The sequence below is a fragment of the Pontibacter sp. Tf4 genome, from assembly GCF_014212495.1.
Taxonomy (GTDB): domain Bacteria; phylum Bacteroidota; class Bacteroidia; order Cytophagales; family Hymenobacteraceae; genus Pontibacter.
Genome location: NZ_JACKZC010000001.1, coordinates 222,973 through 249,182 on the forward strand (window position 1 = coordinate 222,973; position 26,210 = coordinate 249,182).

General features: G+C 47.6%; 21 protein-coding genes. 8 read left to right on the plus strand and 13 right to left on the minus strand.

Annotation, left to right across the window (positions count from 1 at the left end):
• The first annotated feature begins 105 nt into the window (after nucleotides 1-105).
• Nucleotides 106-3,129 carry an AsmA-like C-terminal region-containing protein gene (locus H7F15_RS00930; protein ID WP_185195070.1) on the plus strand — a complete coding sequence of 1,008 codons (3,024 nt, stop codon included), beginning with the start codon at nucleotides 106-108 and terminating at the stop codon, nucleotides 3,127-3,129.
• Nucleotides 3,130-3,383: 254 nt separating this feature from the next.
• Nucleotides 3,384-4,184, plus strand: a complete 801-nt coding sequence (locus H7F15_RS00935; RefSeq protein ID WP_185195071.1) for a DUF4382 domain-containing protein — start codon at nucleotides 3,384-3,386, stop codon at nucleotides 4,182-4,184.
• Between the two features lie 339 nt (nucleotides 4,185-4,523).
• On the opposite strand, the gene H7F15_RS00940 is transcribed toward H7F15_RS00935, so the two are convergent.
• From H7F15_RS00940 to H7F15_RS00965, 6 genes are all read right to left on the minus strand, one after another.
• Nucleotides 4,524-5,000, minus strand: coding sequence for a DinB family protein (locus H7F15_RS00940; protein WP_185195072.1), 477 nt, complete (start codon nucleotides 4,998-5,000; stop codon nucleotides 4,524-4,526).
• A gap of 7 nt (nucleotides 5,001-5,007) precedes the next feature.
• On the minus strand, nucleotides 5,008-5,376 hold the full coding sequence (locus tag H7F15_RS00945; RefSeq protein WP_185195073.1) for a hypothetical protein: 369 nt from the start codon (nucleotides 5,374-5,376) through the stop codon (nucleotides 5,008-5,010).
• A 97-nt stretch (nucleotides 5,377-5,473) separates the two neighbouring features.
• A complete protein-coding gene (locus H7F15_RS00950; RefSeq protein ID WP_185195074.1) occupies nucleotides 5,474-5,851 on the minus strand; it encodes a diacylglycerol kinase in 378 nt (125 codons plus the stop codon).
• A 248-nt stretch (nucleotides 5,852-6,099) separates the two neighbouring features.
• Nucleotides 6,100-6,639, minus strand: a complete 540-nt coding sequence (gene msrA, locus H7F15_RS00955) for a peptide-methionine (S)-S-oxide reductase MsrA (protein ID WP_185195075.1) — start codon at nucleotides 6,637-6,639, stop codon at nucleotides 6,100-6,102.
• Between the two features lie 20 nt (nucleotides 6,640-6,659).
• Nucleotides 6,660-6,968 carry a peptide-methionine (R)-S-oxide reductase gene (locus H7F15_RS00960; RefSeq protein ID WP_185195076.1) on the minus strand — a complete coding sequence of 103 codons (309 nt, stop codon included), beginning with the start codon at nucleotides 6,966-6,968 and terminating at the stop codon, nucleotides 6,660-6,662.
• 6 nt (nucleotides 6,969-6,974) lie between these two features.
• Nucleotides 6,975-7,376 carry a methionine-R-sulfoxide reductase gene (locus tag H7F15_RS00965; RefSeq protein ID WP_185195077.1) on the minus strand — a complete coding sequence of 134 codons (402 nt, stop codon included), beginning with the start codon at nucleotides 7,374-7,376 and terminating at the stop codon, nucleotides 6,975-6,977.
• A gap of 213 nt (nucleotides 7,377-7,589) precedes the next feature.
• Here H7F15_RS00965 and H7F15_RS00970 point away from each other — a divergent pair, with 213 nt between their 5' ends.
• Nucleotides 7,590-8,453: an SDR family oxidoreductase gene (locus H7F15_RS00970; protein ID WP_185195078.1), complete on the plus strand. Its 864-nt coding sequence runs from the start codon at nucleotides 7,590-7,592 to the stop codon at nucleotides 8,451-8,453.
• Between the two features lie 355 nt (nucleotides 8,454-8,808).
• On the opposite strand, the gene H7F15_RS00975 is transcribed toward H7F15_RS00970, so the two are convergent.
• From H7F15_RS00975 to H7F15_RS01005, 7 genes are all read right to left on the minus strand, one after another.
• Nucleotides 8,809-9,756, minus strand: coding sequence for a TerC family protein (locus H7F15_RS00975; protein ID WP_185195079.1), 948 nt, complete (start codon nucleotides 9,754-9,756; stop codon nucleotides 8,809-8,811).
• Nucleotides 9,757-10,027: 271 nt separating this feature from the next.
• Complete coding sequence (locus H7F15_RS00980) at nucleotides 10,028-10,822, minus strand: glucose 1-dehydrogenase (RefSeq protein ID WP_255481020.1); 795 nt, start codon at nucleotides 10,820-10,822, stop codon at nucleotides 10,028-10,030.
• Nucleotides 10,823-11,046: 224 nt separating this feature from the next.
• Nucleotides 11,047-12,051, minus strand: coding sequence for a helix-turn-helix domain-containing protein (locus H7F15_RS00985; RefSeq protein WP_185195080.1), 1,005 nt, complete (start codon nucleotides 12,049-12,051; stop codon nucleotides 11,047-11,049).
• 110 nt (nucleotides 12,052-12,161) lie between these two features.
• Nucleotides 12,162-13,559 (minus strand): class II fumarate hydratase, encoded by a 1,398-nt coding sequence (gene fumC / locus H7F15_RS00990; protein ID WP_185195081.1) that lies wholly within the window; start codon nucleotides 13,557-13,559, stop codon nucleotides 12,162-12,164.
• A gap of 226 nt (nucleotides 13,560-13,785) precedes the next feature.
• Nucleotides 13,786-14,832 carry a hypothetical protein gene (locus tag H7F15_RS00995; protein WP_185195082.1) on the minus strand — a complete coding sequence of 349 codons (1,047 nt, stop codon included), beginning with the start codon at nucleotides 14,830-14,832 and terminating at the stop codon, nucleotides 13,786-13,788.
• A gap of 779 nt (nucleotides 14,833-15,611) precedes the next feature.
• Nucleotides 15,612-16,328, minus strand: coding sequence for a hypothetical protein (locus H7F15_RS01000; RefSeq protein WP_185195083.1), 717 nt, complete (start codon nucleotides 16,326-16,328; stop codon nucleotides 15,612-15,614).
• 21 nt (nucleotides 16,329-16,349) lie between these two features.
• Complete coding sequence (locus H7F15_RS01005) at nucleotides 16,350-16,832, minus strand: DUF962 domain-containing protein (protein ID WP_185195084.1); 483 nt, start codon at nucleotides 16,830-16,832, stop codon at nucleotides 16,350-16,352.
• Nucleotides 16,833-17,051: 219 nt separating this feature from the next.
• Here H7F15_RS01005 and H7F15_RS01010 point away from each other — a divergent pair, with 219 nt between their 5' ends.
• The 5 genes from H7F15_RS01010 to H7F15_RS01030 all read left to right on the plus strand — a co-directional run bounded on the left by H7F15_RS01010 (nucleotide 17,052) and on the right by H7F15_RS01030 (nucleotide 26,185).
• Complete coding sequence (locus H7F15_RS01010) at nucleotides 17,052-19,973, plus strand: CHASE domain-containing protein (protein ID WP_185195085.1); 2,922 nt, start codon at nucleotides 17,052-17,054, stop codon at nucleotides 19,971-19,973.
• Between the two features lie 151 nt (nucleotides 19,974-20,124).
• On the plus strand, nucleotides 20,125-21,504 hold the full coding sequence (gene radA / locus H7F15_RS01015) for a DNA repair protein RadA (protein WP_185195086.1): 1,380 nt from the start codon (nucleotides 20,125-20,127) through the stop codon (nucleotides 21,502-21,504).
• Between the two features lie 145 nt (nucleotides 21,505-21,649).
• A complete protein-coding gene (locus H7F15_RS01020; protein WP_185195087.1) occupies nucleotides 21,650-23,071 on the plus strand; it encodes a TlpA disulfide reductase family protein in 1,422 nt (473 codons plus the stop codon).
• Nucleotides 23,072-23,874: 803 nt separating this feature from the next.
• Nucleotides 23,875-25,065 (plus strand): hypothetical protein, encoded by a 1,191-nt coding sequence (locus H7F15_RS01025; RefSeq protein WP_185195088.1) that lies wholly within the window; start codon nucleotides 23,875-23,877, stop codon nucleotides 25,063-25,065.
• 97 nt (nucleotides 25,066-25,162) lie between these two features.
• Nucleotides 25,163-26,185, plus strand: coding sequence for an SPASM domain-containing protein (locus H7F15_RS01030; RefSeq protein ID WP_185195089.1), 1,023 nt, complete (start codon nucleotides 25,163-25,165; stop codon nucleotides 26,183-26,185).
• Nucleotides 26,186-26,210 lie beyond the last annotated feature (25 nt).

Here is a 26,210-nt window from a genome sequence, read left to right on the forward strand (position 1 = left end):
TGGCTATACTTTTGCAGTTAGTGAATTTAATGTATGTTTAAACGCTGACTTGGTGCAGTAACGTGTACCATACACTTATAACCAGATATCCTTACCTATCCCTATATGAAAAAAGTAGTTATTGGCTTCTTTGTGTTCCTGGCGGTGCTGCTGGCAGTAGCGGCGCTGGTGCCTGTTTTGTTCAAAGATAAAATCAAACAGACCCTGGACAAAGAGATCGCAAAGAATATTAACGCCAACGTCATTTACCAGACCGATGATGTAAGCCTGTCGCTGTTCCGTGATTTTCCGGATGTTTCGCTGGGCGTAGAGAACCTGGCTATAGTTGGCATCGACTCTTTCGCGACTGACACGCTGGCGCAGATCCCCTCCTTCCGGATGGGACTGGACCTGATGAGCGTAATTGCCGGCGACGAGCTGGAAGTAAACTCTATTACGATGGACGAGCCAAAGATCAGGCTGATAGTTCTGAAAAGCGGCAAAGCCAACTGGGACATCATGAAGCCTGACACGGCTGCCGTAACTCCTGCCGACACCGTAGCCAGCGATTTTGCCATGGCCATTAAGAAGTGGGAAGTAAATAACGGCACCCTGTTTTACGACGACCTGAGCATACCTTTCGGGATGGCAGCTTACAACGTTAACCATACCGGCTCCGGCGACTTTGCCAAAGATGTGTTCGATATGAAATCGCAGACAACATCAGACCGCTTTACCATGACCTATGATGGCGTAAACTATATAGAGAACGGAAAGCTGGATGCCGATGTAACCATGGCGATGGACCTGAACAAATCGCTTTACACCTTTAAGGATAATAAGATACAGCTGAACGAACTGCCTTTCACCTTTGCCGGAACAATACTGATGCCCGACGAGGCCATGGACTTTGACCTGACCTTTAAAGCCACGGAGACTGATTTCCGGAATGTGCTGTCGGTGGTGCCGGGTATGTATACAGAGCAGTTCAAGGATATAAAAACGGAAGGTAAACTCAGCTTTGATGGTTACTTTAAAGGCCGTATGATCGATACGCTGATGCCGGGTTTTGGCACAGAGCTGAAGATCATCAACGGTTACTTTAAATACCCTGACCTGCCACAGGCTGCCCGCAACATTAACGTGGACATGCGCATCGATAACAAAGATGGCAACCCGAACAACACAACTATAGATGTACGCCAGCTGCACCTGGATCTGGGCAAAAACCCTGTTGATGCCAAAATGCTGGTAGAAGGCCTGGAGCCAATGAAGCTGGATGGCAACGTGAAAGCCAGCATCGACCTGACCGAAATGACCAAAGTGTTCCCGATTGAAGGAATGACGCTGCGTGGCTTGCTGAAAGTGGATGCCGATGCCAAGGGCGTTTACTCCAAAACAAGTATGCCGGTAATTGATGCCGATATGCGCCTGACCAACGGTTACGTGAAGTCCAAGGATTTCCCGGCCCCGATCGAGAACCTGAACATGGTGACCAACATCCTGAACAAGACCGGTAACACCGACGATACCCGCATCAATGTACAGAACTTTAATATGACCCTGGATGGCGAACCGCTTTCAGGCCGCGCCCTGATTGCAGGAATCGACAAACCATCTTTCGACTTTGATATCAGAGGTATCCTCGACCTGACCAAACTGACCAAGATCTTCCCGCAGGAAGGCATGACAGTGTCGGGCAGGATAAATGCCAACGTAGCGGCGAAAGGCAAACTGAGCGATGTGGAAGCGGAGAAGTATAACAACATCTCGGCAAACGGTACCATGGGCATTACCAACCTGAACTTTGTAAGCACCGACCTGCCGCAGGGTATCAAAATAAGCAAAGCCGATGCTGTGTTCAATAACGAGCGGATAGAGCTGAAGAACATGAGCGGCCACCTGGGTAAAAGCGATATCCAGGCAAATGGTACCATTTCGAACTACCTGGGCTATGCGCTGGCCGATAACCAGAGCCTGCGCGGTAACTTTAACCTGAGCTCGAACAACTTTAACGTGAACGAGTGGATGGTGGAAGAAACCGGCGAGCCCGTGGCCAGCACCGAGGCAGCAGGTGTAGTAGAAGTGCCTGCCAACCTCGACATAACGCTTAATGTAAATGCCAAACAGGTTGCCTACGATAACCTGAAACTAAACAACGTGAATGGCCGCGTGCTGGTAAAAGACAAGATCGCGAAGCTGGACAAGGTTACCTTTAACACCTTAGGGGCCACCTTTGCCACTAATGGTAGCTACAACACACAAGACCTGACCAAACCGCTGTTCGATATGGCGCTGGACATTCAGAACCTGAACTTCCGGCAGGCTTTTAATGCCTTTAATACGATAAAGGCATTGGCACCTATAGCTGGCGTGCTGGATGGTAACTTCTCTACCAACTTTAAGTTTGCCGGCGAAATGTCCCCGGATATGACACCTGTATTTAAAACGCTGGATGGCGCCGGTATAATAAAAGTGCTGAAAGCCTCGGTGCGCGATGTAAAGATTGTTGACAAAATTACCAGCCTGACGCACCTGGAAGAGCTGAAGAACTTTGTGATCGAAAACAAGATAATAGATGCGCAGATAGTGGACGGCAACCTGGTGATAAAGCCATTTGAGCTGAAAGTAGGCGATGTACAGATGACCGTAGGCGGCAGCAATAACGTGGAAGGCCACATAGATTATGTAACGGCCCTGAACGTACCGACCGGTAAAGTTGGCCAGGAAATAAACTCCCGCCTTGCCGGCATGATAGGCGGTACGCAGTTAAAAGCAGCAGAGCGCGTAACGCTTAACCTGAAAATAGGCGGCACCCTGACCGACCCTAAAGTCAGCCTGGCAGGTGGAAGCGTAAAAGAGCAGGCATCTAACCTGGTAAAAGAAGCGGTGCAGAACAAGTTAGATGACGCCAAACTGAAACTGGACCAGCGCAAACAGCAGGCAACCGATAGTATAAAGAATGAGTTGAACCGCCGTAAACTGGAAGCAGAACAGAAAGCACGCGAAGAGCTGGAGAAGAAACGTAAAGAAGCAGAGCAGCAGCTTAAGAAACAGGCAACAGATAAGATATCGGATTTCCTGAAGCCAAAAGCCAAGCCAGCAGCCAAACCCGCACCTGCCGATACCACTAAGGTTGGAACAAAATAATGCAATTTATAGCAGTACCTTGATATAAAATTGTTGTATTCATAGAAAGATGCCCGAAGTACCTGCTTCGGGCATCTTTCATATATAGGCTTACGTAATTTCCTGCGGTTATCAGCGTTCTACCCTTGTACATGCCAGCCGGGCATGCTGATAACGCCGGAGCTCAGGTAGTAAAGTTGAAGCATTTTACAATCTTCATGTTGCCTTCATCTTTGCATCAGATATTTGAGCCGTAACATTTAAGTACAATAAATATGAAAAGAAAACTGATTATCCCTTTCCTGCTGAGCGGCTTTGTATGGTTCAGTGCCTGCGACAGCGACTCTGACAACAACGGTGCCGGAACTTCCCAACTACAGGTGCGCATGACCGATGCGCCTGGCGACTATGAAGAAGTGAACATCGAGATCGAATCGGTACAGGTGCACAGAGAGAACACGGACAGCGAAGAAGGCTGGGTAACATTAGATGAGATCAACCCGGGCATTTATAACCTGCTGGACTTTGCAAACGGAAAGGATACCCTGCTTGCCAGCGCCGAGCTGCCTGCCGGTTCCATCTCACAGATCAGGCTGATACTGGGTGATGAGAACACTTTGAAGCTGAAAGACGGAACTATAGTTGACCTGAAAACGCCAAGCGGGCAGACATCAGGTGTAAAACTACAGGTTAATGCCGACCTGGAAGCGGACGTGACCTATGTAATGCTGCTTGACTTTGATGCTGCCAAATCGGTAGTGCCGAAGGGCAATGGCGGTTACAACCTGAAGCCGGTTATCCGTGTGATTTCGCAGGCTGTGGCTGGTGGTATTAAAGGTGTAGTAACTCCTGCCGAGTACAAACCAGGCATTTATGTGATCTCAGCTGAGAGCGACACCTTAGGAGGCTTTGCCGATGACAATGGTAACTTCCTGATTAAAGGTGTGCCGGCCGGTACTTACACGGTTAAGTTTTATACCGAAGGTGGCGCCCACGATACGCAGGTTGAAAACGTAACTGTATCGCAGAACGCCATTAAAGACCTGGGAACTATAGAATTGCCTGATGCTGAATAACGAGATTTGAGCCGGCCTGAAAACCGGTATCAACTATAGATAATTAATTTGTGAACCCCTCCATGTAAAAAGGAGCTCCACCTGGAGCTCCTTTTTATTTGTAGTAACTATAGTTTCGTGTTTGAATAGGTACCCACCCCTAACCCCTCCGAGGAGGGGAATTGCGTTCTGAACTATAGTTTAGCTGCAGTTTTATAGTTCCTACAAATTGTCAACTATAAATCTATAGTTTAAACTATAACACAAGTATAAATTCCCCTCCTCGGAGGGGTTAGGGGTGGGTAATTCCTACTTTTACTTCGTTAAAATTCTTACTTCTAACCTCTTACTTCAAACTTCCTAATACACCTGGCCCATCAGTTCGCGCACGTAGGTCACGTAGTCGGTGTTGGGTGGTGTGTGGCCGTTTTTGCGCAGGTCGGTGGCTACCTGGGCGCGGTGGTAGGTAGCGTGGTTAAACGCGTGCGTTAAAATATCCAGTACGCGGGTGCTGTATTTGTTGCCCTGGCTGTTGGTATAATCTATCAGGCGGTTAAATTCGGTTTCGTCGGCGTTGGCTACCAGTTCGGCAATTTTATAAGAGGCTGATTTGTGCAGCTCCTTTAATTGCTCCAGGTTGTGCTCCTGCCACACTTTTACCGGACTTTGCGTGCCGGTGATGCGGGCGATCCAGATGGCCTGTGCGTTCAGGGCGTGGCTCATCAGGCGGGCTGCGTTGTTTGGTACGCTTGGTAAGCTGCTGAAAACATCCAGCATGGTCTGGTTTGCCCAGATGTTATATTCTGATAAGTTCTTTAGTACGTCGTTTCCTGTCATTTCTAAATTAGCTTTCGCGTTTATCTTCCCAAATTATAGTTTCGTTTGTGCGCTTCTCAAAAAAATCAGGGCAGCGGCCATCTCCTTTTCCGGTTATACCGCCATCGGGTTCACAAAGCTGGTTTCCATCCTTATCAAACAGTTTGCTGGGTATGTCGCAGCAGCGGCCTGTCAGGTAGTATACTTCCTGGTTGTTATAAGTATAGCGGTAAATTTTGGCAGGTGGGTTGGCAGGTGCTTCCTGTTCCAGTTGCTGTATCAGGTCAGATAACCAGGGAGCCTGCGGATTTGTTGCCTCAGGCGCATCAGTTGGTTTGCAGGATATAGCCAGGCAAAACAGAACTATAGTTAAAAGGCGGGTCAGTGTTGTATACATATCCGTTTTTTGAAGCGGCTGCAAAGGTAACTATTTTAATTCTGAATAAAGAAGTACGGATAAACTATAGCGAAAGGTGTTTAACGGCTATAGTTGGCTACCAAGCGTTTAGCAGGTCCAGCAGGTAAGGGGTGAAAATGATGAGCCCAACTATAGCCGCCGTGATAGCAGCCACCAGAACAGCCGCCGCGGCCAGGTCTTTGGTTTTGCCGGCCAGCGGGTTGTGCTCCGGCGATACCAGGTTGGTAAGTGTTTCGATGGCGGTATTGAAGATCTCAGCGGTAATGACCAGGCCTATACTCCCGGCCAGCAGGCACCATTCCGTTTTGGTAACATCAAGCAGGAAACCGGCAACTATAACCCCGATAGCTGACAATATGTGCAGGCGCATATGCGGCTCCGATCGCACAGCCGAGTTCAGGCCCTGTAAGGCAAATTTAAAACTGTTGTAACGCTTCTTAAAGTAGCTGTCCAATCAATTAAGAATTACGAATTAAGAATTAAGAATTACGAATTAAGAATTAAGAATTACGAATTACGAATTACGAATTACGAATTACGAATTAAGAATTACGAATTACGAATTAAGAATTACGAATTAAGAATTACGAATTAAGAATTAAGAATTAAGAATTGATTTTGCTGCCTAACTATAGTTTGCGAAGGTTCCGGTGCATACGAAACACGATCAACCAATAACTAATAACCAACAACCAATAACTATCAACTATACTCCGGCTTCAGTTTGTCTTTAAATACTTTCCTGAATTTATCAACTTTGGGGCGAACTACAAAAGTGCAGTAAGGCTGGCTTCCATTTCTCAGAAAATAATCCTGGTGATACTTCTCAGCGGGGTAATAGTTGGTGAGCGGTTCTATAGTTGTCACGATCGGATCATCGTAAGCGCCGGATTCGTCTAAGGCCAGTTTATAGTTTTCGGCAAGCTGCTTTTGCTCTTCGTTGTGGTAAAATATAACAGAGCGGTATTGCGGACCAACATCGTTACCCTGGCGGTTTAGCGTAGTTGGGTCGTGCGTTTCCCAGAAAACCTGTAGCAATTCGTCATAGGTTATTTGTTTTGGATCGTAGGTTATCCGGAGCACTTCTGCGTGGCCGGTAGTAGCGCTGCAAACCTGCTCATAGGTCGGGTTTTCCACATGGCCTCCCGCGTAGCCCGACTCTACTTTTTCCACACCTTTTAACTGTTGAAAAACTGCCTCTGTGCACCAGAAGCATCCATTCCCGAACGTTGCTGTTTCCATTTATCTGTGTTCTTATTAAGCTATAGTTTATAGTTCAGCGCATCGGCATTTATGCAATAACGCACTTTGGTTGGTGTACGGCTATCGTCAAACAAATGGCCCAGGTGCTGCCTGCACTTACTGCACAACAGCTGAATGCGGTTTCTGCCATACGTATCTAACGGGTTATGCTGTATGTTCTCCCCTACCTGTTTCCAGAAGCTCGGGAAGCCGGAGCCAACTTCAAATTTATATTTTGCTTCAAACAAAACCTGTCCGCAACCAGAGCAGGTATAAACACCTTGCTCCTTTCCTTCCGCATCTATCTTCTGATTGCGTACGAATTTCATCTATAGTTACGCTCCTTTTTCCAGTTCTTCTACGGGCACAAACTTCATCGAGAGAGAGTTTACACAGTGGCGGATGTTTTTAGGTGTCAGATATTCGCCTTCGAACACGTGGCCCAGGTGCGCTCCGCAGTTGGCGCATACGATCTCGGTACGGCGGCCATCGGCATCCGGCACACGCTTTACAGCTCCGGTTATCTCGTCATCAAAACTTGGCCAGCCGCAGCTCGACTCAAACTTGTATTCTGATGTATAAAGCGGGGCGTTGCAACGGCGGCATAAGTACACGCCTTCAGCTTTGTTAGTATAGTACTCCCCCGTGCCCGGGTATTCAGTGCCTTTGTGTACTATAATGCGCTCTTCTTCGGGGGTAAGCTTGTTATATTCTGATGGGTCTTTCGCGATTTTCATAAGCTATAGTTCTGTTGTTTTCCTGTTTATACGTGTGGTTTTAAGAACAGCGGAAAGGTAAGAAGGTTTCAGAAACTATGGGGCCAACTATAACCGGAAATGGCCACCCACTGGCAAAGAGCCGCTACCTATAGTTTGATAACCTTCTCTGTGCTTTCCTGTTGTATAAAAATAACGTAATCAATACATCGACAACCTAAATTAGTAAACAACATGAAGATAGGAATAACCGGAGCCACAGGGCAGCTTGGCCGGCTTGTAATCAGTAAGCTAAAAAATAAAGTATCAGCAGATAACATAGTGGCCCTTGCACGCTCGCAGCAAAAAGGTGCAGACTTAGGTGTAACAGTGCGCGAAGCCGATTATACAAAACCGGAAACACTGAACAGCGCACTGGAAGGTATTGACACGCTGTTGCTGATCTCATCGAGTGAAGTAGGGCAACGTGCCACGCAGCACCACAACGTAATTGAAGCAGCAAAGAAAGCCGGCGTTAAATGGATCGTGTACACCAGCCTGCTGCATGCCGATAGCTCGTCGCTGAGCCTGGCCGAAGAGCACCGCCACACAGAAGCAGAGCTGAAGCAATCCGGTATTCCGCACACTATCCTTAGAAACGGCTGGTACACTGAGAACTATGCGGGCTCTATACCGGGCGCACTTGCCGGTGGTGCTTTTATAGGAAGTGCCGGCGAAGGTAAAATCTCATCTGCCTCGCGCGAAGACTTTGCCGATGCGGCCGTTGCTGTGCTGACCGGACAAGGCCACGAAGGAAAAGTTTATGAGCTGGCCGGCGACGAAGCTTACACGCTCAACGATCTGGCCGCAGAAATTTCCCGCCAAACCGGGAAAGACATTCCGTACAAAAACCTGCCCGAAGCAGATTATGCCGCAGCGCTTGCCGGTTTTGGCTTACCGGAAGGTCTGGCACATGCTATTGCCGGCTGGGATGTTTCCGCATCAAAAGGTGATCTGTATGACGATAGCCGCCAGCTATCCAAACTCATCGGCCACCCGACCACACCTATGAAAGAAACAGTAGCCGATGCGCTGAAAGCAACCTCAAAGGCCGGGTAAGTTTATAGTTGAACTATAGCCACACGTTGGTTACTAAAAAGCTACTTCGGTAGCTTTTTGCTTTTATACCGTAATCTCAAACTATAGCTGCAACTATGAACATTCTAAAGCAGCTGGTACCATTAGCTTAAGGGCAACTTTTATATGTTGTCATTTCGAACAGTGTGAGAAATCTATTTAAGCTATACTGAGGTTGTTTTAAACAGATCTCTCCTTTCGTCGAGATGACAATTTTTATTTAAGTTGATGGCATTCTAAAGCTAACTCACAAACTGTAGTTAAAGGCAATAAAAAAATCTGGCAGCAACTATAACTATGGGTTACGCTGCTGCTAGATCTATAGCAAAAGTTATCTTTAAATGTTCTGATTCCCCTGGCCGTTTATTCTGTTTTCCTTTCTGGTTTTCTGGAAAGACAGTACCACACTAACCACCAGGATCAGCGCAATTACAAGTAGGGAGATGAACGTAGGGATCTTGTAAATATCAACCATCACCATCTTCAAGCCTACAAATACAAGGATAATGGCCAGTCCGTACGACAGGTAAACAAAGCGGTCTACTACGTGGGCAAGGGCAAAATACAGCGAGCGCAGACCCAGAATAGCAAATACGTTGGAGGTATAAACGATGAACTGGTCCTGCGTGATGGCAAGGATGGCCGGAATACTGTCTACTGCAAAAATAAGGTCAGTGGCTTCGATCAATATCAGCACCAGGAAAAGCGGAGTTGCAAACCGTTTGCCGTCCTGCTTTACAAAGAATTTATCGCCATGTAATTGATTGGTTACCGGCATTATCCTTCTGAAGAACTTAATAACCGGGTTGTTTTCCGGATCTATAGCTGCACCCTTCTCGGTAAACATTTTGTAGCCGGTATAGATCAGGAAGATGCCGAAAATGTAGACGCTCCAGTGAAATTTCTGGATAAGGGCGACGCCGGCGAAAATAAAGATGACCCTCATGATAAGGGCACCCAGTATACCCCAGAACAGGATCTTGTGCTGATACATGGCCGGTATCTTGAAATAGCCGAACACAAGCACGAATACGAAAATATTGTCGATACTCAGGGATTTCTCGATCAGGTAACCGGTCAGGAACTCTACAGCTTTGGCCTCCCCGAACCAGTAATAAATAAGGCCGTTGAAAATTAAGGCAAGACTGATCCAGACACCCGACCAGGTTAGTGCTTCTTTTACCGATACGACGTGCGCCTTCCGGTTAAAAACACCTAAGTCGAGCGCGAGCATAAGCAGTACAAATACATTAAATCCTATCCAGAAGGCAGGTGTTACTTCCATAAAGTGTTGCTATAGTTTGATTTAGTTACAGTACTTATAAGGTGTTTGTTATAAGTAAGACCTGTTTTAATTTACAAAATTAATCAGATCGGGCTCTAAGAAGAGGCTGTTTTCAGCGATAGGCCTTAAAACAAGATAGAAAACACGAAAAGCAGCCCAAACAGCAGCTGCTTTTCCGTTAACTGTAGTCCGTGTACAGGTTTCTGAAATAGTTGCCGGCATTAGTTCAGGGCCGCACCGCTATTAGTAAACTTGGTTTTCAGGTGCCCGCCTAAGGATTGCCGTACATATTCGACTCGCCGCCGTCAATTGCTATAGTTTGTCCATTTACATAAGAAGCTGCTTCGCTTAACAGAAACGCTACTACTTTGGCTACTTCTTCGGGCAGGCCTAAACGCCTGGTAGGGTTTCGTTGGGCATAGTCGGCCTCGGCAGCTTTGGGGTCATTGGGGTTTACTTCTCTGAAAGCCTCGGCTACCATAGGCGTAAGTATGGCGCCCGGCGCAATGGCATTGGTTATGATGCCGTCCTTGCCGTATTCCAGGGCCGCGTTTTTTGTCATACCGGACACGGCGTGTTTGCTGGCTACATACGCTACCTGGTTCAGCACGCCCCGTATGCCCCCTACCGATGCCACATTTACAATACGCCCGTACTTCTGCTTCTGCATTACCGGAATTACATAGCGCATGCCGTAATACACACCCATCAGGTTAATGTCGATCACCTTTTTGAACACGTTGATGTCATACTCGATCATGGGTGCCTGCTTGCCCTCAATGCCGGCATTGTTGTACAAACCGTCTATGCGGCCAAAGGCTTTCTCCGTTTCAGAAACATACTTTTTAACGTCCTCTTCACTGGATGCATCCCCTACTACCGTTATGATCTTTACACCTGAAAATTCCTTGCTCAGCTCGTTAGCCGCATCCGTAAGCTGGTCTTTGTTGTAATCCATCAGGGTAAGGTTAGCCCCCTGGTTTGCCAGTTCTTTTGCCGCCGCCAGCCCCAGGCCCATCGCAGCACCCGTGATAATAATAGATTTTTGGTCGAATGTTTTCATCATAGTTTATAGTTATGTGTAGAACTCAGTAAATATGACAGGCTCCTTTTATCTGCTTTTCAGAAGTACAGTGTAGAAGCCTGAAAATAACCTGGGGTGATGAAGGGAAGCAGGGAAGTGTGAACTATGGATTATACGGCGGAAGGTGGGTTTCCGGTGGAGCTAACTATAGATGGGTAGCTATGAAGCGTATTTGTGCTATAAGCTCGTACTAGCGGTGGTGATTATTATAGTTGTGTTGGAGTATTGTACCAATTTATTATGTCTTCTAGCTTATAGTTTTCTCGAATTATTCTAGGTGCTCTTTCATATATTTCTTCGAGAAAGGTCTCTTCAGAAGCAATTTTATGTTCTTTAAAGATACGTTTTGACGCCCATAATATTCCTTGAAATTGTTCTCTAGCATATGTAATTTCTGGATCTTCAATATTCAAATGATCTAATATTGAATTCAGCTTCCAAGCTAAATTGATTATATTCTTATCTACTGTTGCTAATTTATCTTTTACATCATAATTAATTTCGATGTCCTCTTTTAACTTATGTGTACTCTCAGACATTTCACGATAAAACTCTTGAATGTTCGCTTCAGCGGATTCTACGCCAGCATAGACATCATTAAGCATGTCTCCAATATTACTTACAGCTTTTTCAATATTTGTTTCAGTTTCAACTGCCGTCTCCCACATACTATTCATTAAGGCATTGTTTTGTTCATTTAGTTCTTCACGTAATTCGACAGTTGCCCTTTTGAAATTGCTCAAGAAGTTATCAGATTCCTTTTCTAAAAATATATGAAACAGCTCGTCTGGGAGTAGTGCTTTGTTTCTTCCATCCTTTCTGATCTTATAAATTCCACTCTGAGTACAGTAGGGCTTGCTTTTACCGGACGGAATCTCTATTCTATAAAATGGTATACCTGAGATATTCTCAGCATGTATAGAAATTTCTATATGTGGTATACAGCTATAAGCCTTAGCGTTTATTTTTTGTTTATTTTCATCATTTATAGTACACCCTCTAATGTTAGTGTATTGCCTACTTTTTGCATCTCTGAGTTCTTCAATTCCTAGGAGAAGAGTACCTCCAGTATCAGAATTGGCAAAAGCAACTAGGTCTTCCGAATCGAGTTTAACTTCACTCTTGAAATCAACATCTAAGTTCTCTTCTTTGGCAAGAAGAGCCTTGGCTCTGGGAGAGATTCCTTTATAGGTAGGCTGTCCAAACATCATGTTATTCTAGTTTATTCTTATAAATATACTAAAAGCTGCATTATATTTTATAAAACAAAAAAGCAGCTCCAAACGGAGCTGCTTTTCCTTTATCTATCAAACTATAGTTCTTACTTCTTCAAGCTGCCGATCATGTCTTCCGGCTTCACCCACTCGTCGTACTGCTCGTTAGTTAGCAGTTCAAGGGCGATGGCTGCCTGGCGAAGGGTGGTACCTTCTTTGTGGGCTTTCTTCGCGATCTTGGCCGCGTTGTCGTAACCGATGTGCGGGTTAAGGGCCGTTACCAGCATCAGCGAGTTCTCTAAGTTCTCTTTAATGCGGGCAGTGTTTGGCTCAATACCAACCGCACAGTGCTTGTCGAACGAGTCGCAGGCGTCACCGATCAGCTGGGCGCTCATCAGCAGGTTGTAGATCATTACCGGCTTAAACACGTTCAGCTCGAAATGGCCGTTCATGCCACCCACCGAGATAGCCACGTCGTTACCGATCACCTGTGCGCAAACCATGGTCATAGCCTCGGCCTGCGTTGGGTTTACTTTACCTGGCATAATAGAAGAACCCGGCTCGTTTTCCGGAATCAGGATCTCAGCGATGCCCGAACGCGGACCAGAAGCCAGTAAACGGATGTCGTTGGCAATCTTCATCAGCGATACAGCCAGTTGCTTCAGCGCGCCGGATGTCTCAACTATAGCATCGTGTGCAGCAAGTGCTTCGAATTTATTAGGAGCTGTGATGAACGTGTGGCCTGCAAACTGAGAGATCTTCTCGGCTACCAGTACATCGTAACCAGCTGGTGTGTTAAGGCCGGTTCCTACCGCAGAGCCACCAAGGGCCAGTGTGCTCAGGTGCTCCAGTGTATTGCGAAGCGCTTTCATGCCATAGTCCAACTGGGCTACGTAACCCGAAAGCTCCTGGCCCAGTGTAAGCGGCGTAGCGTCCATCAGGTGCGTGCGGCCGATCTTCACCACATCCATGTAAGCTTCGGCTTTGCTGTTCAGGGTATCGCGTAGTTTTTTAACCAACGGCAGGGTGTGCTCTACCACTTTTTTGTAAGCGGCAATGTGCATCGCTGTCGGGAAGGTGTCGTTCGAAGACTGTGACTTGTTTACGTCGTCGTTCGGGTGAATCTTCTTTTTCTCGTCCATTAAGCTGCCGCCCAACAGTACGTGTGCGCGGTTAGCAACCACTTCGTTCACGTTCATGTTAGATTGCGTGCCCGAACCTGTCTGCCAAACTACCAGCGGAAACTCGTCAGCCAGTTTACCTTCCAGTATCTCGTCGCAAACCTGAGAGATGATGTCAGCTTTATCCTGCGCCAGTACGCCCAATTGTGCGTTGGCCTGTGCAGCCGATTTTTTAAGAATAGCGAAAGCTTCGATCACTTCCTTCGGCATCAGTTGGCCACCGATGGTGAAGTTTTCTTTTGAGCGCTGTGTCTGAGCACCCCAGTATTTGTCTGCAGGCACCTCTACAGGGCCCATCGTGTCTTTCTCTACGCGAACTTGCATATCGATTTATGTTTGGTTTAAAGGATCAGTTTGATTGCGGCAAAACTACGAAAAAGAGTTAAAAGTTAAGAGTTAAGAGTTTTGAGTTATAGTTTGTTTGTTATTTCTCCCTCTTTTGTCATTTCGAATGTAATGAGAAATCTTATACAGCTTTTATCTGAGATAGACCTCTCCTATCGTCGAGATGACATTTAGGTAGATTTCCATTTCTAACCCATAACTATAGTTACTCCCCGAAAACAGGGACTTGCCGCTGCTCTATCTTAACAGGTTTGCGCACCTGTTTGTTAACGTACTTCTTTTCCTGCTCAAAGGCTACGATTTTTAAGGTAATATCCAGACCGGTTACCGTGTTGCTGTTCCGGAAAGTAGCGTACAGGGTGCCGTCAGTAGTTTTAGGTGTTTCAGAAAACAATACCTTTTTATAGTCAGAGATAATGTCCGTGCCCTGTGCGAAGGTATAAGGTTTCCAGCCCTCTTCATCGGCCACAAACTTATCTGCCGATTGCTTATTCATGAAGTAATAATCGATGTTCCCGCTGGCATTTACCTGTGGCAGGCTCGGGATCAGGCCAAGTCCGAAACCGACTACCGGACTTACCGTGGAGGAAGCAATGACAGAAGCGCCTTTCGTTACCAGTTTGGTCACGTTCTTCAGGTCCTCTACCGACTGCTGCCCTACGCCTATCCAGTACACCCAGTGCACGGTATTGGCCGGCAACTTAAACGGCACCGACACCCGGCTTGGGTTCAGGTTCGCCATAGAGGCAACCCGGAAGGTCTTATCCACTATAGTCACCGGCGTGAGTTCGCTTTTCACCAGTACTTTTTCAGTTGTGGTTGCCCAGGTGGTATCGGCTATAGTTTGCCAGGTGATGTTGGCGTTAAAGTGGCGGGTCTCCTCTTTCTCGGGCAAGCGTTTAATGCTTAAGCGGGCTGAAATGGCTTTATCAGAAGTGGATGAAACTATAAACTTATAAACCAGCTTTTGCGGTATGGTCAGTTTCAGTTCTTTTACCTTTTTTACCGGCTGCGAACTGTAAACTATAGCTCCAGAAGTATATTCCTGCACTTCCAGGTTTACCGTTTGTCCGGGCTTGTCCGGTTCTATGGTGATTACTGCCACATCGCCCTTCTGGAAACCATAAAAGTACATCGCCTGCCGGCCTGTGGCTGGTATCGTTATCGTTTGCTCGGTTACCGTAATTGCTTTCTTCTGTGCTATAGTTGCAGCGCTCCATAGCAGCATCAGTACCAGTAATTTATATTTCATTTTATAGTCTCAGAAATCCGGGCGCAAAGATAAGAGGAAGGAGTTTTAAGATGGAAATATTTTGAGATTTACCTCAGTCCGGCTCTCAAAACAGGAGAGGGAGATTTGATGCAGTGCTATAGTTTGGGTTATAATTTTATAGCTATGGTTTTAACACACCCCTACCCCTCTCAAGAGGGGAATTTCTGCTATAGTTATAGTTAGGCTATAGTCTTATAGTTGCTGTAATCAAACCACCCCTGCCCCTCCTTATCCAAGGAGGGGAACTCCGTCTTTGCTATAGATTGAATTTTAGTTTTATAGTTACAGCCTGTGAACAGGACAGGTTTACCTGTCCTCTCGGAATTACAACCGCGAGTACAACCGATCTGCCCTAACTAAGAGCAAGCAAAGAAACTATAGCTAAGGCAAAAGCTATCGAATTGCTATCAGTCTTTGGGTTGAGCGCCTTGTAGATTTCCGGTGCTGAAAGCATTGCGACGATAGGAGCAAAGGAAATGTACACCGCGCGATGCCCGAAGACGGGGCCTCCCGGCCCGGGAGGGAGCCAACGAAACTATAAAACGATAGGTAAGTAGAGCTCCCAGGATTAGAAGCAGCTATGAAAGAAAAAGCTTGTGTCGAATAGTAGGCAAAGTCAACTATAGTACCAGACGCTAGCAGGAGCTGCGCACGCTGCTAGGTCTTTATCAACTATAAGCTGAGATAGATTTCTCGCTACATTCGAAATAACAAAAGAGAAACTATAGGATTATCCTAAAATATCAACCTATAACCTGTTATCGAATTACTTTCTTGCCTGATTTTTCAGACAACAGCGCGATCATCTCTAATTGCACCGGCTTCAGGTAAGTTGTGTTAAGGTTGGTGTTATCGTTAAACGTAATAAGATACTCCCCTTCTTTGCCAAGGTATTCGATTTTGGCTATATCCGTCATGGCATAGGTGCGATCAGTAAAAAGCTCATTTACTTTTACCTGGTCTTCGGTTATAGTTACATGCCATTGCAGCGAAAGCCATACAACCGCTGCCGACAACGCCAGCATAACATAAAACAGAATGCGCCAGATGCGGATAGAGCGTTCTCCTTCGGTTTGCAGCAGGTAGTTTTTATAGAGCGGGTAGTCGTGGTGGAGCAGGGTTGGCTGTGCCAGTCGTAGCGGTATAATGGCCAGGGTTATGCCCAGCAGCAGGCCGGGCGCAAACAGGGCAGTAAAGTTAGGTGTAAGCAGGTGCTGAAAATTGTGGGAACCTGAGTGAACAATGCTGGAAACCATAGCCAGTGCACCGGCACTGAAAACAGCCAGAATACAGACAAAAAAGAAATAAGCCCAGATCAGTTTCCATTCCTGTTTCTGCATGTAAGCCATTTCTTCGGAGGTAAGGGCCGTTTGGGGGCGGCCTGTCAGCAGACGCCTTACAGCAAAACGAACAACAGGCAACAGCAGCGCTACAGCAAAAAAGGTGATCAACAGGTTTCGGAAAATCTCGAGCATAGTCAGGTATTTTCCACAAAGTTAATAGGGTATGCCCAATTTCCGGTAAATAAAACCTAATAACCAGGCCGGCCCGATCAGCAGGAACTGTACATCCTTCAGGAACGACGGTTTTTTGCCTTCTACTTTATGCCCGTAAAACTGCCCGATCCAGGCCAGTACAAACACCACCAGGCTCACCAGCCACAGCGGGGCCTGCAGGTAAGTATCTACCAGGTAAACAAGCCAGAGCACTATAGCGCAAACTATAGCCATGCCTACAAACATAGTAGTTGACAGGCGCAGGTAAAAGAGCAGCCCCAGCACAACAACCACCGTCCCGAAATGGATGAACGGCTGCCAGGCTTCCGGGAAAGGAGCTTTCAGGAACCCGCTGGGGATACTTGCCAGCAACCCGATAATGCTGAAGAAGATAAGCGGAACACAGATCCAGTGGATCAATTTATTTGTTTCGTTCTGATGACTTTGTCCGTATTCATCGAACCAGTGTTGGATTGGTTTCATGGCGCTATAGTTGGAATGCCTCCTTTAAAGTTACTGTAATTATATAAAAATTACAATATGCCAGCAGCCCGGAATTGGGTAAAATGCAGCGTATATTTACATATTATAACTTGGTGTGCAAGCGGTTTTTTGTATATTTGGCTATACTATATCCGTATGGATATGGTAACCATTCATAAAACAAGCTACCGCACAAAACCCCTGTTTTAACCCCGGTTTATGAGATTTGCTAAAATTGTTTCTTTTCTTCAGGACCATTTAATAGCTGTCTCTTCTTTCCTGCTTATTTTTCTGGTAACCGTTTTTCTGTACTCCGAGACCCGCAATAAGGCACAGGAGCGAACCGAAAAGCTGTTTGAACTGCGGGCGAACCAGGCATCCGAAGCCATACAAACCCGCCTGAACGACTATATACAAGTGCTGGTAGGCGCCAAAGCCCTGTTTGTAGCATCTGATACCGTGGAGCGGGCGGCCTGGCACACATATTACAAAACACTTAATTTAGAGAAGAACTATCCGGGCATACAGGGAGTTGGTTATACGCACTTCATCAGGCCTGAGGAGATGGAGGCGCATGTAAAACAACTACGCGCCGAAGGGTACCCGCATTACAAGGTAAGGCCGGAAGGCGAGCGGCCTATCTATAGTTCCATTATTTACCTGGAGCCATTTACAGACCGGAACCTGCGTGCTTTTGGCTTCGATATGTTCAGCGAACCGACCCGGCAGTCGGCCATGCGTATAGCCCGCGATACCAAACAGCCTGCCCTCTCGGGCAAGGTGCGCCTGGTGCAGGAAACCGGCCTCGACCTGCAGCCCGGCTTTCTGATCTACCTGCCTGTTTACCGCAACAACGCCGACCCTGAATCCATAAAGGACCGCCAGTACCTGATAAAAGGGTTTGTGTACAGCCCCTTCCGGGCAAAAGATTTTATGGAAGCCGTGCTCAGCGACGACTTTAACGACATAGACATTGAAGTGTATGATGGCACCACCATGGATGAGGAATCGCTGCTTTATAGTACAGATTCTGTACAGCACCTGCACAGCAAAAGCCGCCAGGCACTCAGCAAAACCAATACGCTAACTATAGCCAACCATACCTGGCGCATCCACAGTACAGCCAAGCCGGCCTTCGCACAAACATCCGATGCCGGCCTGCCTTATTTTATATTGCTGGGCGGTAGCATCATCAGCTTCCTGATGTTCTTTATCATCTGGTCGCTGTCGAGCACGCGCCGCTCTAACCGCCTGAAACAAACAATTACCGATAATGCCACCGCAGCGCTTTTTATGATGGATGCCAATGGCTACTGCACCTTCATGAACCCGGCGGCCGAAGAAATGACGGGCTTTACCTTTGATGAGATCGGCAGAAAACCCCTGCACGAAATGATCCATCATACCCACCCCGATGGCACCCCATACCCACGCTCGGAATGCCCGCTCGACAGAGCGCTGCTCCTGAACGACGGCATGCGGGCGCACGAAGATGTATTTATCCGGAAAGATGGGACCTTTATTGATGTAACTGTAGCTGCCAGGCCAATTATTGAGAACGGCGTACCTACTTTTACCATTATTGAAGCGCGGGATATAACCGATGAAAAACGGGCCCAGCAAACGATAATAGAGAGCGAAGCCCGCTTCAGAACCATGGCCGACAACGCCCCGGTAATGATCCGGATAACAGACGCAGAACGGCAGGTACTTTACGCAAACAAGCAGTGGACCGACTTTACAGGCATTACGTTCGAGGATGTGGTAAAGCATGGCTGGCACCATATTGTGCACCCCGAAGACCGAGACCGGCTTGAGGCTGCCTACACAAAAGCCCTGGAGGACCAGACTCCTTTCAGAGTGGAATACCGCCTGCTGCGCCGCGATGGAGAATACCGAAGTGTGGTAGGTACCAATACGCCCCGCTTTGGCGCCCACGGCGATTTTTTAGGCCACATAGGCTCTATTATAGATATCACCGAAATAAAGGATGCCGAGCGCAAGGTAAAACAGAATGCCGAACTGCTGCAGAAGCTCTTCCTTGAAGTGCCGGCGCTGGTGGGCCTGGTGCGCGCCCCGGATTACCAGTATGTGCTGGCCAACCCGCCGTACCGCAAACTATATGGCAACCGCCCGCTGGTAGGCAAAAACATTTACGAGGTGCACACCGAGGCCGAAGGAGCAGGCTTTTTTGAGAAACTACGCGAGGTATTTACCACCGGTAAGCCGTTTACGGGCCGCGAAGTGCCGGTTATAGTAGAAGAAAACGGTCAGCAGGATCCGGCTCCTGCCTATTTTAACCTTGTTTACCAACCACTGATAGACAGCCGCGGGCAGGTAGAAGCTGTGCTTATTTTTGCCATAGAGGTAACCGAACTGGTGGCAGCCCGCACCAAACTGTTGTCGGCAAACGAGGAGATGAGCGAGAAGAACGTAGAACTGCTCCGCATCAACAGTGACCTCGATAACTTTGTATACACCGCCTCGCACGACCTGAAATCGCCGATAGCGAACATGGAAGGCCTGGTAACACTGCTCCGCGACATACTGCAGGGCAAGCTGGAGCCCGAGGACGAACAACTGCTGGACATGGTAAGCAACGCCATCAACAAGCTGAAAGGAACAATAGCCGACCTTGCCGAGATAACCAAAGTGCAGAAAGACCTGCAGTCGAAGGTGGAGCCGCTGAAGTTTGAGCAGATACTACAGGATGTACTGACCGATATAGAAGGCCTGGTACAGGAAACAGACACTAAGCTGGAAACCAATTTTGAAGTAGAGGCGATTCTGTATGCCCGCAAAAACCTGCGCAGCATTATTTATAACCTGGTATCTAACGCTGTAAAATACCGCTCCCCGAACCGCACCCCTGTGGTAAAGGTAAAAACCTACCGCGAAAAAGACTATGTGGTACTGGAGATAGCAGATAACGGACTTGGCATTAAAAAAGAGCACCAGCACAAGTTGTTCAGCATGTTCAGGCGCCTGCACAAACACGTAGAGGGTACCGGCATTGGCCTGTATATTGTGAAGCGCATTATAGAGAACAACGGCGGCCGTATAAGCGTGGAAAGCGACCAGGATGTGGGTACTACATTTAAAGTGTACTTTAAACAAACGCCTGCCGAGGTCGGCGCATAAGCCTTATCTGAAGCAAAATCTACCCGTTAACAGCCCATAATTTACCTGTTTTAAGGCGGCTTTTTTTGACCGTTTTATACCCGAAAGTTGTTGTAACCAGACAGAGAAATGACTCTGAAAACGAACAACACATAACGACCAACGATTATACATGGCTAAAATAAAAACCTCTTACTTCTGCCAGAACTGCGGTGCCCAGTCGGCCAAATGGATTGGCAAATGCCCGGCCTGCGGCGAGTGGAATACCTACGTGGAAGAAGTAGTACAGCGCGAGGAACTCACCCCTACCAGCATCTGGAAAGTAGGCAGCAGCTCGGCCCAGGTGGCCAGCAAACCCAAGCCCATTGCCGATATCTCTTTTCAGGAACAGCAGCGCATTTTAACGACAGACCAGGAACTGAACCGGGTACTGGGCGGCGGCATTGTGCCGGGCTCTATGGTACTGATTGGCGGCGAACCAGGCATTGGTAAATCTACGCTGATGTTGCAGATTGCCCTGAGTTTGCGTGGCCTGCGGGTGCTGTACGTAAGCGGCGAAGAAAGCGAACAACAGATTAAAATGCGTGCCGAGCGCATAGGGGCCGCCACCTCCGACTGCTTTATCCTGACTGAAACCGGTACGCAGAACATTTTCAAGCAAATAGAACAACTACAGCCGCAGGTACTTATAGTTGACTCTATCCAGACATTGCATTCATCATTCATTGAGGCGGGTGCGGGCAGTGTGAGCCAGGTACGTGAGTGTACGGCTGAGTTGCTAAAATTTGCCAAAGAAAGCGGAACGCCGGTTTTCCTGATCGGCCACATCACCAAAGAAGGTAGCCTGGCCGGACCAAAGATACTGGAGCACATGGTAGATACCGTGCTGCAGTTTGAAGGCGACCGCCACATGACATACCGCATTTTGCGCACTACTAAAAACCGCTTTGGCTCTACTTCTGAGTTGGGAATTTATGAGATGATGGGAGCAGGTCTGCGCGAAGTTAGTAACCCGTCAGAGATCCTGATATCGCAACGCGAGGATGCTTTTAGCGGCATTGGCATTGGGGCTACGCTGGAAGGTAACCGACCGCTACTGATTGAGGTGCAGAGCTTGGTAACGCCAGCCACGTATGGCACGCCACAGCGCACCAGCACCGGTTTTGATGGCAAGCGCCTGAACATGCTGCTGGCCGTTTTAGAAAAACGTGGCGGCTACAGGTTAGGCGCCCAGGACGTGTTCCTGAACATAGCCGGTGGCCTGAAAGTGGAAGACCCTGCCCTGGATTTGGCGATATGTGCATCTATCTTATCATCTTTTGAAGACATGCCAATACTAAGCACGGCCTGTTTTGCGGCTGAAGTTGGCCTGGGCGGCGAGATACGGGCTGTAAACCGGGTAGAGAACCGCATCACCGAAGCAGAAAAACTGGGCTTTACCGACATCTATATCTCCAAGTATAACAAGAAGGGGCTCGACTTCAGTAAATTCAATATTAAAGTGCACGCCTTTAGTAAGCTGGAAGATGTTTTCGGGGAGCTGTTTGGGTAAAAGGTTGCAGTAAAGCAGGAACAACTATAGAATTTCTGCAAATCTGTGTGGCTTCGGAATTTATAGTTAGTAAATTGATGTTCAGTTGCATAGTTCTGAAAACAGGACTGCTGTAGCTGAACATTTTTATTTTCCTGACCTTTTTATGAAGCGAATCCAATTACTGCTGTTGCTGGCGGCGCTGCTGCTGGTGTATAACACGTTTGGGCAAAATAAAGCCACCCTTACCGGTAAAATTACCAACCCGCTTTCCGACGACATTACGGTCATCACCTACCCTAACCCGCTTATCCCGGAAGAAAAAGAAACGACTGTAGCGCTAACCGGTAATACCTTTAAACTGGAGATTCCGGTGACGGAAACTACACTGGCCGAGCTGGTGCATGGCAACGAGGTAGTGCCCGTTTACCTGGAGCCCGGCTATAGTTTAACCCTGAGCTTTAACGGCGACAAGTTTCTGAAAACGATAAAGTTTGAGGGCAAAGGCGCCAACGAAAACAATTACCTGGCCCAGTATACCCGCCGTTTCGATGAAGTGGAAGACTACCAGGTACTGCCAGACAATATTAAGCTGAATGAAAAGGAGTTTACCGAATTTCTGGAGTACCGCCGGAAAGACCAGTTGAAAAACCTGGAGAAATACAACAGTAAAAATCCTGTGTCAGATGCCTTTAAAGCCTTTGCGCTGTCTGAGATAAACTATGGGTTTGCTAATGATAAAGTAACCTACCCGGCCTTGCGCCAGCGTGTAGGAGCCAGCAAAACCTATGTGTCGCCATCGGCAGGGTTCTATAGTTTCCTGACCGAACTGGAGGTAAACAATGGGGTAGCTATCAGCCCGGCCTACCTTGCTTTTCTGCGCAATTATGCAGCCCACCTTGCCAAAGCCACCGGCCTCACCGAAACCGACAAACTATACTATAAAAAGAGTTACGAGCTTATCTCAGATAAACTGCAGGGTACAGCACGTTCCATGGCGCAGGCACATATTCTCAAGCAGTCCATTCAGCAAGGGCACATCGGGTATTCTGAAGAGATCCTGAACAACTATAAAACCAGCGGCGCAGAGCCGGAAGTAGTAACCTGGCTGGAAAATTACCTGTCACAGAACAGCAAAAATGCCCTCGGCAGCCTTGCTCCGGATTTTAAGCTTAAAAGTATAGATGGCACGGAGGTAGCGCTGAGTGACTTTAGAGGCAAGATCGTTTACCTGAACTTCTGGCAGGCCGGCTGTGGCTTGTGCCAGATAGAGTTGCCGCATCTGCAGGCACTTACCAAACAGCTGCAGGGTAAAAATGTGGTGTTTCTGAACGTAGGCCTGGATGATGATGAAGCCAGATGGCGCAAGACCGTCACTACCAAACAGCTGCTGGGCACACACCTGTACCTGAAAGGGCTGGAAAATGACCTGGTAAAACGCTACGACCTGAAAGATGTGCCGGCTTATTTTCTGATAGATGAGGAAGGCAGATTTTTAACGATAAAAGCCCGGCGCCCTAATGACCGCGAAGCAGCCAAAGACATCCTGCGCCACCTGAACCAACAAGGCCAGGCCAGTACCAAATAACCCAACCAACCTTTTAACCCGTTCAACCGCCCGGCGCCTCTGGTACCGGGCGGTTTTTTGTTTGTCTGAATCAGGATTTACAGGATTAAATGATTTTCAGGATTCAGGCCGTTTCTGTAGTTAATGACTATAGTTTCATAGGTGCGGTTTGTCCAACCACCCCTGCCCCTCCTTATCCAAGGAGGGGAACTCTGACTTTGCTATAGTTTCAACTATAGTTTTATAGTTACAGACCAAGAACAGGACAGGTTTACCTGTCCCTAAGGAACTATAGCCACGAGAAAGTAACCGATCTGCTTTAACTAAGAGTTTGTAAGAAACTATAGCTAAGACTATGGCTATAGAGCTTGCTATCAGTCTTTGGGTTGAGCGCCTTTGACTTGTTGCGGTGCCGCAGGCAATCCGAGGTACGAGGATAGCAAGAAGGCAGCAGCGCGATGCCCGAAGACGGGGCCTCCCGGCCCGGGAGGGAGCCAAACAAACTATAAAACGATAGGCTCTTAGAGCTCCCAGGATTGGTAGAAACTATAGAAGAACAGCTTGGTTCGAATAGTAGGCAAAATAAACTATAGAACTATAAGACACATAAGATTCCTCGGCTAACGCTTGGAATGACAAAGAAGCAACTATAGACTAAGATAGATTCCTCACTACTTACATCATAGCACTATAAACCATCATCAGTATAACCCAAAATAACCGTTGCAATAGCTACTGCGTACTTAAATTTCACACCTCCGTTAATTTAACGGGGATTTTGAAATCAAACTACTACCGAAAACAATACTTAAAAGGCAAAGCATATGGCATTAATCCACAAAAAAGACATTGAGAAACTACTTAATGTGCAGAACAACACACAGAATGCACTGTGCATCTCCATCTTTATCCCAACGCACCGCGCCGGACACGAAACGCTGAACGGCAACGACCAGATTCTCTTCAAGAACAAGATAAGAGAAGCCAAAGCCTTATTAGCCCGCCACGATGTACCGGAAGCAGAAATAAGCGAATACCTGAAACCGGCCGAAGACCTGCTAAGTGATGGGAATTTCTGGCGACACCAGGCGGAAGGGTTGGCTGTATTTATCACAAAAGGCTTTTCGGCACACTACACGCTGCCCGTAACCATGCCCGATGTGGTGTATGTGCTGGACCAGTTCTACTTTACGCCGGTAATACCTTTGCTGAGCCAGAACGGACGCTTCTTTATACTTTGCCTGAACCGCGAAAAGATCGGTTTCTTTGAAGCCACCATGGACAGGATACGCCCGATAGATGTGAGCTCTTTCGTGCCGGAGACCATGACCAAAGCCCTGAAATTTGATATAAAAGGCAAGGACCAGGATTTCACGAACTCAACAACTACTGTAAACGGCTCTAATATTGTGCATGGCGCTGGCTCAACCAAAGGCGATGAAGAACATGAGCGTGTGCGTGAGTTTATGATAGAAATAGACAACAGCCTGCAGCAGATACTGCACGACGAGCATGTACCGCTGGTACTGGCCGGTGTAGACCATTACTGCAGCATTTTCAGGAACCATAGCAAGTACAAGAACATTGTGCCGCAGAATGTGCCTGTAAACGAGAATGCTGATATAAGCAACAGCAATGCGCTGCACGAAAAAGCACTGGCTGTTATAAAACCGCTGATGCAGCAGGCGCATACCGAGTCGCTGGAAAGATATGAGAATGTGGCCGGAACCGGCGTGACCTCCGAAGACATTGCCACCGTAGCTGCCGAAGCCGTGCACGGCCGTGTAGAGACACTGTTTATTGCACCTGGCCAACCGGTGTGGGGGCGCTACGATGCTAAAAATGCCGTGGCCGAGATACACGACGAATACCACCGTGGCGATGATGACCTGGTGAACCTGGCCGCCACTAAAACACTGGCACAGGGCGGACGTGTGTTTGTGAGCAGCTACAATGGCCTGAGCGAAGCCGCAGATGATGGCAGCGCCAATGTAAAAGCCTTGTTCCGCTATTAACGCACAACTATAGGTTAGGCTTTTTTAGCGATAACGTATAACTTAGGGGCAGCCGGTTGGTTGCCCCTAACTTTTGCAGCCTGTTTCAGCACTCCCCATGACACCACACCTCACAGACGTGCTTAATTTTTTGTCGAAGATGACGTGGAAGCGTGCGTTTAATGCACTGCAGGTGGTAAGCAGTTATTTGTATGCGAAGGTTACAGGCAAAGCGGTGCACTGGGGAATGCCGGTCAGTATATCCCTGGAGCCAACCACCTCGTGTAACCTGCGCTGCCCCGAGTGCCCCAGCGGGCTGCGCTCCTTTACGCGCCCTACCGGCATGTTGCAGCCCGAACTATACCGCCACATTATTGACCAGCTGCACAGCAAGCTTTTATACCTCATCTTTTACTTTCAGGGCGAGCCGTATCTGCACAAACAGTTTCTGGAAATGGTAAGCTATGCCAGTCAGAAAGGTATTTACACGGCCACATCAACCAATGCCCATTATTTAGACGATGCTACCGCCCGCAAAACGGTGGAATCCGGTCTGGACAGGCTTATCGTTTCGATTGACGGCACCACTCAGGAGACCTATAGTTCTTATAGAATTGGGGGCAAGCTGGACAAAGTGCTGGAAGGAACACGCAATGTGGTGAAGTGGAAAAAGGAGCTGAAGTCGAAAACGCCGCATATTATGTTTCAGTTTCTGGTGGTACGGCCAAACGAGCATCAGCTGGGAGATGTAAAGGCCCTGGCAAAAGAATTGGGTGTGGATGAAGTAGTGTTCAAAACTGCACAGATCTACGATTATGAACACGGCTCACCGCTCATCCCAACTATAGATTATTACTCCCGCTACCAAAACAACGGCAACGACAACTATAGCATCAAAAATAAACTGCTGAACCACTGCTGGAAAATGTGGCACTCCTGTGTGATTACCTGGGACGGCCTGGTAGTGCCCTGCTGTTTTGATAAGGATGCTGAGTATCGGTTCGGAGACCTGAAAGAAGACACTTTTACAACCGTATGGCGCGGCGCAAACTATAGCCGGTTCAGGCAGACGGTGCTGCGCTCGCGTGCAGAAGTAGAGATGTGCCGTAACTGTACCGAAGGAACAAGAGTATGGGCATAAATACCGGGTGCTAAACCCTGTAACT

What these genes read in the sequence shown, in the direction of transcription:
- msrA (WP_185195075.1), bottom strand. Translation starts at nt 6,639, where the DNA reads ATGGAAACAGCAACGTTCGGGAATGGATGCTTCTGGTGCACAGAGGCA.
- H7F15_RS01005 (WP_185195084.1), bottom strand. Translation starts at nt 16,832, where the DNA reads ATGAAACCAATCCAACACTGGTTCGATGAATACGGACAAAGTCATCAG.
- H7F15_RS00930 (WP_185195070.1), top strand. Translation starts at nt 106, where the DNA reads ATGAAAAAAGTAGTTATTGGCTTCTTTGTGTTCCTGGCGGTGCTGCTG.
- H7F15_RS00940 (WP_185195072.1), bottom strand. Translation starts at nt 5,000, where the DNA reads ATGACAGGAAACGACGTACTAAAGAACTTATCAGAATATAACATCTGG.
- H7F15_RS01010 (WP_185195085.1), top strand. Translation starts at nt 17,052, where the DNA reads ATGAGATTTGCTAAAATTGTTTCTTTTCTTCAGGACCATTTAATAGCT.
- radA (WP_185195086.1), top strand. Translation starts at nt 20,125, where the DNA reads ATGGCTAAAATAAAAACCTCTTACTTCTGCCAGAACTGCGGTGCCCAG.
- H7F15_RS00945 (WP_185195073.1), bottom strand. Translation starts at nt 5,376, where the DNA reads ATGTATACAACACTGACCCGCCTTTTAACTATAGTTCTGTTTTGCCTG.
- H7F15_RS01025 (WP_185195088.1), top strand. Translation starts at nt 23,875, where the DNA reads ATGGCATTAATCCACAAAAAAGACATTGAGAAACTACTTAATGTGCAG.
- H7F15_RS00935 (WP_185195071.1), top strand. Translation starts at nt 3,384, where the DNA reads ATGAAAAGAAAACTGATTATCCCTTTCCTGCTGAGCGGCTTTGTATGG.
- H7F15_RS00960 (WP_185195076.1), bottom strand. Translation starts at nt 6,968, where the DNA reads ATGAAATTCGTACGCAATCAGAAGATAGATGCGGAAGGAAAGGAGCAA.
- H7F15_RS00970 (WP_185195078.1), top strand. Translation starts at nt 7,590, where the DNA reads ATGAAGATAGGAATAACCGGAGCCACAGGGCAGCTTGGCCGGCTTGTA.
- fumC (WP_185195081.1), bottom strand. Translation starts at nt 13,559, where the DNA reads ATGCAAGTTCGCGTAGAGAAAGACACGATGGGCCCTGTAGAGGTGCCT.
- H7F15_RS01020 (WP_185195087.1), top strand. Translation starts at nt 21,650, where the DNA reads ATGAAGCGAATCCAATTACTGCTGTTGCTGGCGGCGCTGCTGCTGGTG.
- H7F15_RS00965 (WP_185195077.1), bottom strand. Translation starts at nt 7,376, where the DNA reads ATGAAAATCGCGAAAGACCCATCAGAATATAACAAGCTTACCCCCGAA.
- H7F15_RS01000 (WP_185195083.1), bottom strand. Translation starts at nt 16,328, where the DNA reads ATGCTCGAGATTTTCCGAAACCTGTTGATCACCTTTTTTGCTGTAGCG.
- H7F15_RS01030 (WP_185195089.1), top strand. Translation starts at nt 25,163, where the DNA reads ATGACACCACACCTCACAGACGTGCTTAATTTTTTGTCGAAGATGACG.
- H7F15_RS00995 (WP_185195082.1), bottom strand. Translation starts at nt 14,832, where the DNA reads ATGAAATATAAATTACTGGTACTGATGCTGCTATGGAGCGCTGCAACT.
- H7F15_RS00975 (WP_185195079.1), bottom strand. Translation starts at nt 9,756, where the DNA reads ATGGAAGTAACACCTGCCTTCTGGATAGGATTTAATGTATTTGTACTG.
- H7F15_RS00985 (WP_185195080.1), bottom strand. Translation starts at nt 12,051, where the DNA reads ATGATGTTTGGACAGCCTACCTATAAAGGAATCTCTCCCAGAGCCAAG.
- H7F15_RS00980 (WP_255481020.1), bottom strand. Translation starts at nt 10,822, where the DNA reads ATGATGAAAACATTCGACCAAAAATCTATTATTATCACGGGTGCTGCG.